Raw genomic sequence first — 14,432 nt, forward strand, 5'->3', positions numbered from 1 at the left:
GAAACCGGCGCCGGGACATCCACGGCTGCCTCGATTACCCTTCGCCACCAACCGGCACGAGCTCCAAAGTGAGCACCTCGAAAGGCGAGAGCTGGATGGTCTGCGGCCGGTCCGCGTCCAGCACCGATGGAACATGCGAGACATGGCCGTGCCATAAGCTGTGCGTCTGGAATCGTCCCGCCGCGCCGGCCGGCAACTCCAATTGCCGCCGCAAATCGAGCACGAAGCGCTTCGCCTGGCTGTCGGGATTGCGCAGCGTGATGATCGCCTTGACCGGCGACCATGCAGCCCAGCCGTACACCTCGAGCCCGTCCGGCGCACCGCCAATCCAGTGGCTGTCGCGCAGCACGTCGGCGTTCGCCCGGGCCCACCTGGCAGACTCGGCGAGAACGTCCCAGTCGCCGTCGCTCAGCAGCGACGGCGTGATGTACAGCTCCTGCAGTTGTGCGCCGCTGCCGAAGTACGAATGCACTTCGTTTGCGAACTCCCGGCCTTGAGCGGTGTTCAACCGATCGTTGCACTGCACATAGATGATGCCGTGGAGCATCAGCGAGTTGAGCGGAAACAGCGGACTCCTGACTACGACGTTGCGGTAGGTCTGTGCGTCGCGATAGGTCATCCAGCGTTCGCGATTGCTGCCTACGCCGGCCAGGTCGTCATCGTTGCCGCCGCGCCAGATCGAGTCGGCGTAGCGCAGCCAGAACGGCGACGGATACGTGCCGACGGTGAGGTTGATGAAGGTATCGGGCCTGGCCTCGCGGATGTCCTCGATCAGCTGGATCGCCGCGTCCCAGTCGCTGCTGAAGCGGCTGCCCGGGACCACCTTGTCGACATTGCCGGCGCCATCGAATTTGAACTGATTGATGCCGTGCTGCGTGAGCAGTTCCATCACGGCCTCATGGAAGCGTCGATAGTATGTCGGCCCGGACAGCGCGAAGCAACCATCGATGATCTCGTATCCGGCGGCGTGGCCCCGCGTCACGCGTTCCTGCCGCGTCGAGCCATAGCCGCCCCACGGCGACAGCCACACGCCGGGCGCCGCGCCGTACCGGGCGGCAGCGTCGCGCAGCGGCACGAATCCATGCGGAAAATCCTTGCCGAAATGCCAACTGCCGCTGTAGTCGTCCCAGCCGTCGTCGAACAGGAAGGAATCGAGTTGTACGCCACGCTTGTCGTGCAACTCGCGGCCGATGTCGTGGATGCGTTCGAGCGCTTGCTGCTGCGTGTACGGCGTGAGGTAACCGATGTCGTACCAGCAGTTGTAGTGCAGGAACGGGCGGTACGGATGGGCTCGCTCGCGTTCGAGATAGGCCGCGAAATCGCGGCGTAGCTGGCCCTCGCGAGCCACACCCGCCACCGCCGAGAAGACACTGGTCTTGCCCTGTTCCAGCGGCAAGGCCCGCGGCAGGATGAACCTGACGGTGTCGCCGCGTATCTGGCTTTCCGACAACGGAAGCTCGAAACCGAGGTAGACATTGCCCTCGACCACAGGTGTGCCCTTGAACTCGCCGCTGGTTTGCGCACCGGACGCCTGCGTCTCCAGCAGCGAAACGGTGGCAATGTGCTCGTCCTTGCTGATCGCGGTAATCGCCACCTGTAAGCGCAAGTACTGCGAGCTTTCGCGTTGCTCCACGCTCCACTCCACCCGCAGGCGACCCTGTTCGTCACCGAGGATGGCGTGCACGCGTCTGCCAGCAATCCGTTCGGCCAGTCGGGACGCATTGGGATGTGCGCTCAGCGTTGCTTCGCGCAGTGGCGCAAGCAGCTTCAGGTCGGCAATGCCCAGTGTGCGACCGTCGGCCAGCGATAGTGCAAATGGCGCAGTGACCGGCAGCGTGCGCGCGTGCACGCGGTCGGTCAGGGCGAAACCGGCCAGATGCTGGTGCCTGACGGTCCAGTTCAAGGCGATCGCCGCGTTACCGAAGCAATGCCGGTCACCGTTCGTCTGGAACACGGGCATGCCCGGATGCGTGGACGCAGTTTCTTTGGCGTGCATGGACGAAGCCCTGGATGAGGCGGGTGCATGATCCATAGAGTACTTCGGGCGGATTCAGCAAGTGCATGAATTCTTACAGTGTGCAAGGCCTGCATGTCCCGAAGCAGTACCCAGCCGCGCTCGAGCATCTACGATTTGATCACCATACTGACGGAAGCCGGATGCGTGCCGTGCCGGCACTGGTGCGCCACCTGCCTATTGTTCCGTCTGCTGGCGCTCGTATTCCTTATATTTCATCTGGATATATTCCTGCCGACTCACCTCATGCAGTTGACGCGGATACTGTTCAGTTGCATCGAACCAGTTAGTAAGGCGTTGCTCCAGACGCTTGTCAGGCGTGCTGGACAGCGCGCCAAGATAGGCGTCTATCGCCAGGTAGTAGCGCATTGTATTGCGTTCCACCAGGCCGCGAACCCCGCCTAGGTATTCAGTCTGTTCGGCGGACGGACCACCGGCGGTGGTAAAACCGACCTTGTCGCTGCCAATGGTCGCCAGATAGGTTTTCATGGCGATGCGTCCCGCCATGCCGTAGCTGTACGAGTAGGTCAGGTGCAGAAAGGTCCGGTTGCCACTTATGCCTACCGCTTCGAGCACGATACGGTAATCCTTTGTGCTCAGCGGACCGCTGTCGGCGTTGAGGTCCACCTGGAAGTATTCCGGGCTCGTGGCTGCTGCGCGGTAATGGAATTGCACGCGGTAGGTGTCCGCGAGTTTCTGTTCGACTTTTCTGCCTATATTCACGCTCACCATATCGCCGTTGCTGCTGGTCGAGGCATGGCAATACTTGGTATTAAGGTGCAGTATCAGCACGTCGCACCAGTTGGCAGGGCCGTGCGTGGGGTCATCGAGCGCGCCGCTGACTGTAGCGAATGGGTAGTCCACCACGGCGTAAATGTCGCCCTTGAGCGCGGACGGTGACTCTGCCGATTCAAGATACAGCGGACGCTGGAACTGGTTATGTTTGAGCTGTTGCGTCAAGCTCTGGTATTTGTCGCGTAAGCTCGAAGCATCGTCCGCCCCCAACGCGAGCAGGCCATGGCACAGGCAGCACACGGCCAGGATGGCCAACATCAGTCTCAGTCTGCGTGGCCTGTTGTTGCCTATGCTTTTAGCAAGCGCGACCATTGACGTGCTCCCGCCCCAGGTTGTCGGCATCTACCGTGCAGCATACCTCGTCGATCATTGCCGTATCCGTACCCCAGGAATAGCGCTATCTGGAATTTTCCCGTTGCTCCGCTATAAATCATAGTAGGCGAGGGTCACGCTTTTTCGCACCGGCGTTTCACGCACCCGGCGCGGGCATAACACCCGCTACGGAGGCGCACTGTGTTTGACCGGACTCTTGCTCGCATCTTGTTCCACGCGGCCGTGATAGCTGTGTTTATCTCTTGCTATCCTTGCCTGCAGCCGACGGCGAACGCCGCGGGCGCGGCTCCGCTGTCCGCGAAGGAAAAGCGGGTTTCATCGGCCAACGCTTCAGCACCGGTCGACTTTCCGACCATCGTAGAGCGATACGGACCCGCCGTCGTAAATATCAGCGCGACTGCCCTGGAGCCGCAATCGTCGCTGACGGTTCCCGCGGCAATCGATGCTGACGATCCCCTTCTAGCGTTCGTCAAGCGCATGGTGCCGCGATCGCAGGCAGCTCAAGACAGTTCGCCACGCGCCATTACGGGTACCGGCTCCGGTTTCATTGTCAGCCCCGACGGCCTCATTCTGACTACCGCTCATGTGGTGGATCAAGCCGCCGAAGTGACGGTCAGACTGACCGATCGACGCGAATTCAAAGCGAAGGTCCTGGCGGTCGACACTCAGAGCGACGTCGCTGTAATTCAGGTCGATGCCACGAAGCTTCCGACCGTCAAACTTGGGGACTCGTCGCGGGTACGCGTCGGTGAATCGGTTCTGACGATCGGATCGCCCGACAGCTTCGAGAATACCGTGACCGCCGGCATTGTCAGCGCCACCTCTCGCGCGCTCCCGGACGGAAGCAGTTTTCCGTTTTTTCAAACCGATGTCTCCGCCAATCCGGACAATTCGGGTGGCCCACTGTTCAACCGTGCAGGCGAGGTGATCGGCATCGACGTGCAGATTTATGCGGACTCAGACAGGTACCCCAGCCTGACCTTCGCCATCCCGATCAACCTGACGGCCAAGGTGCGATCGCAGGTGCTAGCCCTGCGCGCGACATCTCCGGGCGGCCTTGGCGTGGAGGTACAGGACGTCGGCCCGGGGTTGGCGGTGGCCTTTGGCCTGCCGCGACCGGCAGGTGCGCTGGTCAATTCCGTCGCGCCCGGCACGCCGGCCGCCTCGAGCGGCCTCAAGCCAGGTGACGTCATCATACAGATCGGCGACAAGACGATTGATCGCTCGGCCGAACTCGACCGGGCTGCTACTGATCTGCTGCCTGGGACGAAAACCACACTCAAGCTGATCCGCAATCGAAGACTGATGACGACGACGGTCATGGTCGGCGCGTCCGCGGAAAGCCCCCCGGCTCGGCAAAGCGAAGGTGGCGCAACGGATCGCCTGGGCTTGAGCATGCATCCGCTGAGTCAGGACGAGCTGCGCGCCCGCGGCCTTGCCGTAGGTCTGATGGTGGACGGGGTCGAGGGGCCGGCGGCAAGCGCTGGCATCCAGCCCGGCGATATCGTCCTTTCGCTCAATGGCACGCTGGTCGAAACGCAGGCGGACGTGGCAGCGCTGGAAGCAAAGGCAGGCAAGGAGATAGCGGTGCTCATACAGCGCAACAACGCACGCAGCTTTGTTTCGGTCAAACCTAGATGAGAGGCCCGGCGTGGGCAGCATTGGTGTCGCGAGGAAACGCTACTACAACATGCCGATTACGCTGGTGTCGGTGATCGTAGCGGTGCTTATCGGCCGCATCGAGGCGCTTGGCTTGCTCGCAAACCAGTTGAAGCTGCGGGGGCCGATATGGGATGGGGTTGACTAGAGCATCGCATCCTTCGGCAACTGGGCGTGCGCAAACGCGCGTACATGTGTCACAAACTTCTTCACCAGCAACGAAGGCGGCCGTTGCGACGGCAACAGCACGGAGAAGTCCGTACCGATCACCGGCTCGAAGCGCCGGAACACGACATCCGTGCCGCGATACTCAAGCGCCGCGACCGGATCGATAATCGCGATCCCCATCCCCGCTGCGACAAAGGAACAGATGCCCGCGGACGTCTGCGTCTCCACCATCAGCTTGCGCTCGACACCATGCGAGGCGAACAGCGCATCGATCTCATAGCGCGATTGCAGACCGTGCCAGTGCGACACGAACGGCTCGTTGCGCAAATCTTCAGGCACCAGGGTGACTTTCGCGGCGAGCGGATGGGCTGCCGGCAGCGCGCAGACCATGCGGGTCGACATTAATAGTTCGCCGTGCGCGCTCGGCGTACTCAACGCGAGAATCACGAAGCCGACGTCGCAGCGATGTTCGACCACCATGTCGAGCACGGTGCGCGACGCATGCGAGGCGAGCGATATTTCCACGCCCGTATGCAACGCGCTGAATTCAGCAATCGCGCGCGGCAGAAACGATAGCGCCAACGCGGGCGCACTCGCGATTTGCAGCATGCCGCGCTGCGACGCGCGAATCTCCAGCGCGGCGCGCTCGATCCGCTCCACGCCGACCAACGAACGCTGCACCTCCTCATGCAGCGCAAACGCCTCCGGCGTCGGCTGCAAACGCCCGTGCGTGCGGTCGAATAGCGCAAAACCGGTGCTCTCCTCCAGATCGCCGATGAGCCGGGTCACCGCGGGTTGAGACACGTGCAGCATCTCCGCGGCCCGCGTGACGGTGCGGCACACCATGACAGCGTTGAACGCTTCCAACTGACGGATCTTCATGAGGGCGGTCGCTGAAAATGTATAAGTGAATGTTATACGACACAGAAAAAATTCGATTTCACGCTGCTTTTTTTTCTCAATAAGCTGGCTTCACTGCCGGATGCGTAGCGTATTCGTGACACGGCAGGGCGATAACCTGGTGGTATCCCCGATTGAGTTGCGTGCGCTATGGGCGCTGGTGAGGAGAAAATAGAATGGCTACACGTTTGAGGTGGTTGCTGGGTGCTGTGGGTGGTCTCGCTGCCAGTTGCGCGTTGCCCGCGCTAGCCGCGCCGACGCTGTATCTCGGCTCATACGGCGGTTCCACGCAGGACCTGTTTCAGAAAAAAATCATCCCGGCGTTCGAAGCCACTCACGACGTCAAGATCGTCTACGTGCCCGGCAACTCGACCGATACGCTCGCGAAGCTGCAGGCGCAAAAGTCTAAAGAAGAACTCGACGTCGTGCTGCTGGACGACGGCCCGATGTATCAGGCCACGCAATTCGGCTTCTGCGACAAGCTGCAGGATGCGCCGGTCTACAAGGACCTTTACGACATCGGCAAGATGAACGCGAGTGCGACGTCGGTGGGCGTGGTCGCTACCGGCCTCGTCTACAACACGGAGGCCTTCAGGAAGGCCGGCCTGCCGAAGCCGGATTCGTGGGAAGTGCTAACCGACAAACGCCTGCGCCAGAAGATCGCGATTCCGCCGATCAACAACACCTACGGTCTGCAAACGCTGCTCACCTATGCGCGGCTGCGCAGCGGCAGCGATCACAACATCGATCCGGGCATGACGGCGCTGGCGAAGGAAGTCGGCCCGAACGTACTGGCTTGGGAACCGTCGCCGGGCAAGATGACGGAGATGTTCCAGAACGGCGACGTCACGCTGGCCGTGTGGGGCAGCGGCCGCGTCGCGGCGCTCAAGGCAACCGGCTTCCCGGTCGAATTCGTTTATCCGAAAGAAGGCTCCCCGGCGATGTTCATCGCCGCGTGTCCGGTCGTACATAGCGACGTCGCCGCGCTTTCGCAGCAATTCGTTCAGTTCCTGTTGTCGCCGCAAGTTCAGGCCTGGCTTGCCGAAGGGCAGGGCTGGGGGCCGGTCAACAGGAACACCAGGCTCACGCCGCAGGTTGCCGCGACCGTGCCGTACACGCCGGATCAGATCGGCCGGCTGGTAAAGACGGACTGGACCTTCGTCAACGAGAAGCGCTCCGACTGGACCAATCGCTGGAATCGCACCGTCGAACGGTAAGGCACAACACCATGAGCTTCCTCACTCTGGATGGCCTCGGCAAGGCCTACGGCGAATTCAACGCCGTGGACAGCATCAATCTGTCGATCGAACGCGGTGAATTCGTCTCGCTGCTCGGACCGTCGGGTTGCGGCAAGACCACGACGCTGCAGATGGTCGCGGGTTTCGTCGACCCTACCCGTGGCCGGATTCTGCTGAACGGCGCCGATATCACGCGTGAGCGGCCGGAAAAGCGCGGCATGGGCATCGTATTCCAGAGCTACGCGCTGTTTCCGCACATGACGGTCGGCAACAACGTCGGCTTCGGTCTGGACATGCGCAACGTGACGCGCGGCGAACGCGCCACGCGCATTGCCGAAGTGCTCGAGATGGTGCGGCTCACCGGCCTCGACAAGCGCTATCCGCGTGAGCTGTCCGGCGGGCAGCGCCAGCGCGTCGCGATTGCCCGCGCGCTGGCGATTCGGCCGCAAGTGCTGTTGCTCGACGAACCGATGTCGAACCTCGACGCGAAGCTGCGCGAAGACATGCACGTGGAACTGCGCGCGATCCAGAGGAAGCTCGGCATTACGACGATCCTCGTCACGCACGATCAGGTCGAAGCGATGACGATGAGCGACCGCATCGCAGTCATGCACGGTGGCCGTATCGTGCAGACCGGCTCGCCGTTCGATGCGTACGAGAAGCCGGAGTCGGTGTTCGCTTCGGGTTTTCTCGGCAAGACGAATGCATTGCGCGGTACCGTCGAGCAGATGAACGACCGTTGCGCGGTGGTGCGGGTCGGCGCGAGCGTGATGAAGGTGCCGCATGGCGGCCGCCGCTTCGAGGGCGGCGTGCAGCTTTATGTGCGGCCCGAACGCGTGGCGCTCACCGAGTCGTCCGCTGCTGATGCGACGTTGCAAGGCCGCGTGACGACCTGTCTGTTCCTCGGCAACCACTGGATGCTGCAGATCGAGACGCCGCTCGGCACGGTGCGCGCGAGCCTGCCGAATCTCGGCACTGCGCCGCCGCGCGAAGGCGAAACGGTGGGCGTGCACTGGTCCGACGACGCCGTGCGTATCCTCGCGGAGACCGCACATGGCTGATTCCTCGCATTCCCCACTCCCGGCGCCGGTTCAGGCCGCGCCGCGGTCGACCGCCGGGCGGGCCAACGCCGCGCCATGGCTGCTCGCCGGTCCCGCGTTGTTGCTGTTCTGCGGACTGCTGCTCGTGCCATTGCTGTTGACGGCCGTGCTGTCCTTCCACGCATTCGACGGTACCCAAGGCGTGTTGCCGACCTTCACGCTGTCGAACTACGTGGAAGTGCTGAGCGACGGCTACTATCACGAGATTTTTCTGCGCACGGGCGGCATGGCGCTCGCGGTGACGCTGCTGTGCGTGGTGCTCGGCGTGCCGGAGACCATCATCCTCGCGCGGATGAAAAGCCCATGGCGCTCGATCTTCCTGATTGTGATCCTGGGTCCGCTGCTGATTTCAGTGGTGGTACGCACACTCGGCTGGGCGATCCTGCTCGGCAATAACGGCTTGCTTAACGATGCGCTGCAGGTGCTCGGCATCACCGGCGAACCGGTCAAGCTGGTGTTCACGATGACCGGCGTGATCATCGGCCTCACACACGTGCTGGTGCCGTTCATGGTGATCGCCGTGTGGGCCACGCTGCAAAAGCTCGATCTGCAAGTCGAAAACGCCGCGCGTTCGTTGGGTGCGCAACCGTTCGCGGTGTTTCGCCGGGTGGTGTTGCCGCAGTTGCTGCCGGGCGTGCTGTCCGGTTCGATCATCGTGTTCGCGCTGGCGGCGTCCGCGTTCGCTACGCCCGCGCTGCTAGGCGGCCGCCGTCTGAAAGTCGCGGCCACCGCGGCTTACGACGAATTCCTCAACACGCTGAACTGGCCCCTCGGCGCGACCATCGCGGTGCTGTTGCTGATTGCGAATATCGTCATCATTCTCGGCTGCAACCGTTGGATCGAGCGGCGCTTCCGCGCGGTTTTCGAGGGCTGATGTCATGCGCAAAAACAACTGGCTCGCGCTGTGTTATCACACGCTCTTCGTGCTCTTCATCGTCGCGCCGCTGCTGGTGGTGATCGCCGTGTCGTTCACCGACAAGGGCTACATCTCGATGCCCACCACGGGTCTGTCGCTGCGCTGGTTCCGCGCGATCGCCGACGCGCCGGACATCATCGACGCATTCTGGCTGTCGCTGCGTCTCGGCCTCGCTTCGGCAACCGTGGCGGTGCTGTTCGCGGTGCCGAGCGCGCTGGCATTGACGCGGTATCGTTTCGCTGGGCGCGGGGCGCTGTCGGCGTTCTTCCTGTCGCCGCTGATGATTCCGAACGTGGTGCTCGGCGTCGCCTTCCTGCGGTTCTTCACCACGGCAGGCATGTCCGGCTCGTTCTTCTGGCTGACGCTTACGCACGTCACGGTGATCTTTCCGTATGCGCTGCGCCTGACGCTGGCCGCGGCCACGGGTCTCGATCGTGACGCGGAGCGCGCGGCACTCTCGCTCGGCGCGAAACGCTTCACCACCTTTCGCCGCGTGATTCTGCCGATGATCCTCCCCGGCGTCGCGGCCGGCTGGATGCTTGCCTTTATCCAGAGCTTCGACGAATTGACGATGACCGTGTTCGTCGCGACGCCCGGCACCACGACGCTGCCGGTGGCGATGTACAACCAGATCGCGCAAACCATCGATCCGCTCGTCGCCTCGGTGTCGACCGTGCTGATCGTCGGCACCGCGATCCTGATGGTGGTGATGGACCGCATTGTCGGCCTCGATCGCGTGCTGATCGGCAAAAACTGAAACAGATGATGAACTCTTCCGATGTACTGGTGATCGGCGGCGGCCTGGTCGGTACGGCCGTCGCCTATGGACTTGCCCGCGAAGGGCTGAAGGTCGGCGTACTCGACGAAGGCGACGACGCTTTCCGTGCTTCACGCGGCAACTTCGGCCTCGTGTGGGTGCAGGGCAAGGGCTACGGCATGTCGCCGTACGCGACATGGACGCGCGGTTCGGCGACGCGCTGGCCGATCCTGCGCGAATCCCTGCTCGACGAAACCGATATCGACGTGCAACTAAAGCAACCCGGCGGCTTCCATTTCTGCTTCAGCGAAACGGAATGGCAGGAACGCGCGGCGCGTCTGCAAGCGATCCGCGACGATCTGAACGGCGACTATCCGTTCGAGATGATCGGTTACGCCGAATTGAAACGCCGCTTGCCGGCCATCGGCCCGCAGGTGATCGGCGCGAGCTATTCGCCGATGGATGGTCACGCGAATCCGCTCAAGTTGCTGCGCGCGCTGCATACCGCATGCGGCACGCGAGGCGTGAAGATGACGTCGGGTGTGCGGGCGCAGCGTATCGAACGCGATGGCGGCGGCTTTGTCGTCGAAGCAGGTGGACAGCGCTTTCATGCGGGACGTGTGGTGCTGGCCGCGGGACTCGGCAATCGGGCGCTGGCGCAGCAGGTCGGCATTCATGCGCCGGTCGCGCCGAACCGCGGGCAGGTCCTGATCGCCGAGCGGGTCGCGCATTTCCTCGATTTCCCCACGACCTATGTGCGGCAGACCGATGAGGGTACCGTGCAGATCGGCGATTCGATGGAAGACGTCGGCTTCAACGACGGTGTGACCGCCGATGTCGTGAGCCACATTGCATGGCGCGGCGTGCGCAGTTTCCCCGCGCTGGGCGAAGTGAAGCTGGTGCGCGCATGGGGAGCCTTGCGCGTAATGAGCCCCGATGGCTTTCCGATCTATCAACAATCATCCACTTGCCCGGGCGCGTACGTCGTGACCTGCCATAGCGGCGTCACGCTCGCGGCCGCCCATGCATTGCGCGTCGCGCCGTGGATTGCGAAAGACCTCGCGCCCGCCGGCATCGAACATTTCTCCGGCGAGCGCTTCTTGCAAACCGACAAGGTATTCATACATGGTCACTGACAGTCTTTTCAAAGTGCTGCCCGCCCAGACCAACGACGGCACAACCGGCACCGTCACCATCTCGTTCGACGGAAAGGCGCTACGTGTACCGCAGGGCGCGAGCGTTGCCGCGGCCTTGCTCGCGGCCGGGGTCGAACGTTTTCGCACGACGCCGGTGAGCGGCGCGGCACGCGCGCCGTATTGCATGATGGGCGTGTGCTTCGAATGTCTCGTCGAAATCGACGGCGTGGCGAACCGGCAGAGCTGTCTTGTGCCGGTAGCCGAAGGCATGACGGTTCGCTCGCAACTCGGCATGCGCGAATTGAACGACTTCATTATGTTGGCAGGAGATACGCGCGATGAACGCTAATCACGTGGATCTGGTGATCGTCGGCGCGGGGCCGGCCGGCATGGCCGCCGCAACCGTCGCGGCGCAACGCGGTTTGAGTGTGACCGTGCTCGATGAGCAGGCCGCGCCCGGCGGGCAAATCTATCGCGCGATCACGCAGGCCAATGCGCGGCGTCTGAACATTCTCGGTCCGGACTATGCCGCGGGCAGTGAATTGGCACGCGCCTTCGCCACGAGCGGTGCGAAACACGAACGCGGCGCATCGGTATGGCAGGTGACGGCGGAACGCAGCGTCGATTACGTGCAGGACGGCGTGGTGAAATCGCTGCAAGCCGGCTCGATCATCCTGTGCAGCGGCGCGATGGAGCGGCCGTTTCCGATTCCGGGCTGGACGCTGCCGGGCGTGCTGACGGCCGGCGCCGCGCAGATTCTGCTGAAGAGCGCCGAAGTCGTGCCGTCGCAGCCGGTCGTGCTGGCGGGCTGCGGGCCGCTGCTGTATCTGCTCGGCTGGCAGTATCTGCGCGCGGGTGTGCCGATCCGCGCCATCGTCGACACGACCGCGAGTGCCGACTATCGCCGTGCGCTCGCGCATCTGGGCGGCGCACTGAAGGGTTGGCGGCAGCTTGCGAAAGGGTTGAAGCTGATGCGCGCGTTGAAACGCGCCGGTGTGCCGTTTCATCAGGGCGCGACGAACCTCGCGCTCGAAGGCATGGACGCGCTCGCCGCCGTGCGCTTCACCGTCGACGGCAACGCGCAGCGCATTCCCGCCGAGGTCGTGCTGCTGCATCAGGGCGTCGTGCCGAATACGCAGATCAGCTGGTCGTTGCGCGCGCAACATAAGTGGGACGATGCGCAACTGTGCTGGGTACCCGTTACCGACGCATGGGGCGAGCTCGATGTGCCCGGCATCTACGTCGCGGGCGACAGTCGCGGCATTGGCGGGGCGCAGGCTGCCGCGGAACAGGGCCGGCTCGCGGCACTGGAGATCGTGCATCGGACCGGCCGCATCGACCGCGCGACGCGTGACTCGCTGGCCGCACCCGTCACACGGGCGTTGCGTGAGGCGCTGCACATCCGCCCGTTTCTCGATGCGCTCTATCGGCCGAAGGATGCCAGTCGTATCCCCGCGGACGAGGTCACCGTTTGCCGCTGCGAAGAGGTGACCGCAGGACAGTTGCGCGGCTTCGTGAAGCTCGGCTGTCTCGGCCCGAATCAGGCGAAGTCGTTCGGCCGCTGCGGCATGGGTCCGTGTCAGGGCCGTCTTTGCGGATTGACCGTTACCGAGGTGATCGCGGATGCGCGGGGCGTGTCGCCCGCCGAGGTCGGTTATTACCGCGTGCGTCCGCCGATCAAGCCGGTCACGCTCGCCGAACTCGCGGCCGCGCATGAAGCGGCGCTGCAGCGCGCGGCGCAGCCGGCCGAGAGGTCCGCCGAAGCCCACGACACGGCTGCACGATGAACAGCACAATCGGAGCCGCAGGTGCCGATGTCGTGGTGATCGGCGGCGGCTTGCATGGTTTGTCGAGCGCGCTGCATCTGGCGCGGCGCGGCGCCAGCGTGGTCGTGCTGGAAAGCGACGTGTGCGGGCGCCATGCCTCGGGTGTCAATGCCGGTGGCGTGCGCACGCTCGGACGCCACGACGCGGAGATTGCGCTCTCGCTAGCGTCGCGCGACCTGTGGTTCGGGTTACCCGAACTGGTCGGCGACGATGCCGGTTTCGTCCCGTCCGGCCAGTTGAAAGTGGCCGAGAGCGAGGCGGAACTTTCGGCGTGCCGTGCACGCGTCGCGCATCTGCAAACGCTCGGCTTCACGCACGAAGTCATGATCGATGCCAGTACCGTTCGGGACCTCGTGCCGAATCTTGCACGGCACGTCGTGGGCGGCGTATGGGTCGAGCACGACGGCCACGCGTTGCCGTTTCGCGCGGTCACGGCGTTCCGGCTCGCGGCGCAGCAAGCGGGCGTCGAGATTCATGAGCAGTGCGCGGTCCGTGGCATCGTGCGCCGCGACGGGCAATGGGATATCGAAGCAGCGAGCGGACGGTGGCGCGCGTCGCACGTCGTCAACGCAGCAGGCGCGTGGGCCGGCGAATTCGCGCGGCAAGCGGACGAGCCGGTGCAGGTCGAGCCGCGCGGGTTGATGCTGATGGTGACGCAGGCCGTGCCGCCTTTCGTCAAACCGGTGCTCGGCGCAACGGGACGCCCGCTGTCGTTCAAACAGTTCAGCAATGGCACCGTCGTGATCGGCGGCGCGCTCGAGTGCACCGCCGATATGAAAGCGAGGCAGTGCGTGCTCGATTTTCCGCAGTTGGGCAAAAGCGCACGTACGGTCACCGATCTGTTCCCGCACTTGCAGCATGTCGTGGTCAACCGTGCATGGGCCGGTATCGAAGGTTTCATGCCCGATGGCATTCCGGTGATTTCCCGCAGCGGCACGCATGACGGTCTCGTGCACGCGTTCGGTTTCTCCGCGCATGGGTTCGAACTCGGACCGATTGTCGGCAGCGTGGTGGCCGAGCTGGTGTGCGATGGACGCAGCACGCACGACATCGACGCATTCCGGATTGGACGCTTCGCGGCAGCGGCGCGGAGCCAAATCGAAACACACCAGGTTCCTTCAACTTTCTTCACTCACCTTAAAAACACAGGCAATGAGCGATATTCAACGTTTTGAAACCAATCCGCGCCTCTCGCGCCTCGTGATCCATAACGGCACCGTGTATGTTGCCGGCCTGACGGCGACCTCGCGCGACGGCGACGCGAAGGCGCAAACCGAAGAGATCCTGAGCAAACTGGACGGGCATCTGAAAACGGCCGGCACCGATAAAACCCGACTGTTGTCCGTGCAGATCTGGGTGGCCGATATGGCTCGCGACTTCGGTCCGATGAATGCCGCATGGGAAGCCTGGGTGCCTCGCGATGCGACGCCGGCGCGTGCGACTTGCGAAGCCGCGTTGGCTTCGCCGGAGATTCGCGTCGAAGTGATAGTGACCGCCGCGCTGTAAGCGGATAGCCGCGCGTTCTATGGGGCGCGCGCTGGCGGTAGCGGTTGCTCGCTTTCTGACGCCTTCGCCAGTATTCGGCGTTAG

14 protein-coding genes are annotated in these 14,432 nt (G+C 63.5%); 11 read left to right on the forward strand and 3 right to left on the reverse strand.

Annotated features, from left to right (window positions below; all coding sequences use genetic code 11):
- Nucleotides 1–34 precede the first annotated feature (34 nt).
- Nucleotides 35–1,996, reverse strand: a complete 1,962-nt coding sequence (locus tag AC3WOG_RS25830; protein ID WP_492580717.1) for an alpha-galactosidase — start codon at nt 1,994–1,996, stop codon at nt 35–37.
- Nucleotides 1,997–2,191: 195 nt separating this feature from the next.
- Nucleotides 2,192–3,067 carry a hypothetical protein gene (locus AC3WOG_RS25835; RefSeq protein ID WP_492580718.1) on the reverse strand — a complete coding sequence of 292 codons (876 nt, stop codon included), beginning with the start codon at nt 3,065–3,067 and terminating at the stop codon, nt 2,192–2,194.
- A 255-nt stretch (nt 3,068–3,322) separates the two neighbouring features.
- Here AC3WOG_RS25835 and AC3WOG_RS25840 point away from each other — a divergent pair, with 255 nt between their 5' ends.
- Together AC3WOG_RS25840 and AC3WOG_RS25845 are read left to right on the forward strand one after the other, a co-directional pair.
- Nucleotides 3,323–4,783: a trypsin-like peptidase domain-containing protein gene (locus tag AC3WOG_RS25840; RefSeq protein ID WP_492580719.1), complete on the forward strand. Its 1,461-nt coding sequence runs from the start codon at nt 3,323–3,325 to the stop codon at nt 4,781–4,783.
- A 10-nt stretch (nt 4,784–4,793) separates the two neighbouring features.
- Nucleotides 4,794–4,949 (forward strand): HoxN/HupN/NixA family nickel/cobalt transporter, encoded by a 156-nt coding sequence (locus tag AC3WOG_RS25845; RefSeq protein WP_492580720.1) that lies wholly within the window; start codon nt 4,794–4,796, stop codon nt 4,947–4,949.
- Here the strand turns inward: AC3WOG_RS25845 and AC3WOG_RS25850 are convergent.
- Nucleotides 4,946–5,851 (reverse strand): LysR substrate-binding domain-containing protein, encoded by a 906-nt coding sequence (locus tag AC3WOG_RS25850; protein WP_492580721.1) that lies wholly within the window; start codon nt 5,849–5,851, stop codon nt 4,946–4,948. The genes AC3WOG_RS25845 and AC3WOG_RS25850 overlap by 4 nt on opposite strands.
- A 194-nt stretch (nt 5,852–6,045) precedes the next feature.
- Between AC3WOG_RS25850 and AC3WOG_RS25855 the strand changes: the two genes are divergently transcribed.
- Genes AC3WOG_RS25855 through AC3WOG_RS25895 form a run of 9 tightly spaced genes read left to right on the forward strand, consistent with a single transcriptional unit; the run spans nt 6,046 to nt 14,348 of the window.
- Nucleotides 6,046–7,086: an ABC transporter substrate-binding protein gene (locus AC3WOG_RS25855; protein WP_492580722.1), complete on the forward strand. Its 1,041-nt coding sequence runs from the start codon at nt 6,046–6,048 to the stop codon at nt 7,084–7,086.
- An 11-nt stretch (nt 7,087–7,097) separates the two neighbouring features.
- Nucleotides 7,098–8,168, forward strand: coding sequence for an ABC transporter ATP-binding protein (locus AC3WOG_RS25860; protein WP_492580723.1), 1,071 nt, complete (start codon nt 7,098–7,100; stop codon nt 8,166–8,168).
- Nucleotides 8,161–9,081 (forward strand): ABC transporter permease, encoded by a 921-nt coding sequence (locus AC3WOG_RS25865; RefSeq protein WP_492580724.1) that lies wholly within the window; start codon nt 8,161–8,163, stop codon nt 9,079–9,081. Before AC3WOG_RS25860 ends, AC3WOG_RS25865 begins: the two co-directional genes overlap by 8 nt.
- A gap of 4 nt (nt 9,082–9,085) precedes the next feature.
- Complete coding sequence (locus AC3WOG_RS25870; protein ID WP_492580725.1) at nt 9,086–9,880, forward strand: ABC transporter permease; 795 nt, start codon at nt 9,086–9,088, stop codon at nt 9,878–9,880.
- Nucleotides 9,881–9,888: 8 nt separating this feature from the next.
- Nucleotides 9,889–11,016 carry an NAD(P)/FAD-dependent oxidoreductase gene (locus AC3WOG_RS25875; protein WP_492582451.1) on the forward strand — a complete coding sequence of 376 codons (1,128 nt, stop codon included), beginning with the start codon at nt 9,889–9,891 and terminating at the stop codon, nt 11,014–11,016.
- A complete protein-coding gene (locus AC3WOG_RS25880; RefSeq protein ID WP_492580726.1) occupies nt 11,006–11,365 on the forward strand; it encodes a (2Fe-2S)-binding protein in 360 nt (119 codons plus the stop codon). Before AC3WOG_RS25875 ends, AC3WOG_RS25880 begins: the two co-directional genes overlap by 11 nt.
- Nucleotides 11,355–12,803, forward strand: a complete 1,449-nt coding sequence (locus AC3WOG_RS25885; protein ID WP_492580727.1) for an FAD/NAD(P)-dependent oxidoreductase — start codon at nt 11,355–11,357, stop codon at nt 12,801–12,803. The genes AC3WOG_RS25880 and AC3WOG_RS25885 overlap by 11 nt, the downstream gene beginning before the upstream one ends.
- Nucleotides 12,800–14,017: an NAD(P)/FAD-dependent oxidoreductase gene (locus AC3WOG_RS25890; RefSeq protein ID WP_492580728.1), complete on the forward strand. Its 1,218-nt coding sequence runs from the start codon at nt 12,800–12,802 to the stop codon at nt 14,015–14,017. The genes AC3WOG_RS25885 and AC3WOG_RS25890 overlap by 4 nt, the downstream gene beginning before the upstream one ends.
- Nucleotides 13,995–14,348, forward strand: a complete 354-nt coding sequence (locus tag AC3WOG_RS25895) for a RidA family protein (RefSeq protein WP_492580729.1) — start codon at nt 13,995–13,997, stop codon at nt 14,346–14,348. The genes AC3WOG_RS25890 and AC3WOG_RS25895 overlap by 23 nt, the downstream gene beginning before the upstream one ends.
- The last annotated feature ends 84 nt before the right edge of the window (nt 14,349–14,432 follow it).

This window comes from Paraburkholderia sp. FW306-02-B (assembly GCF_058782725.1).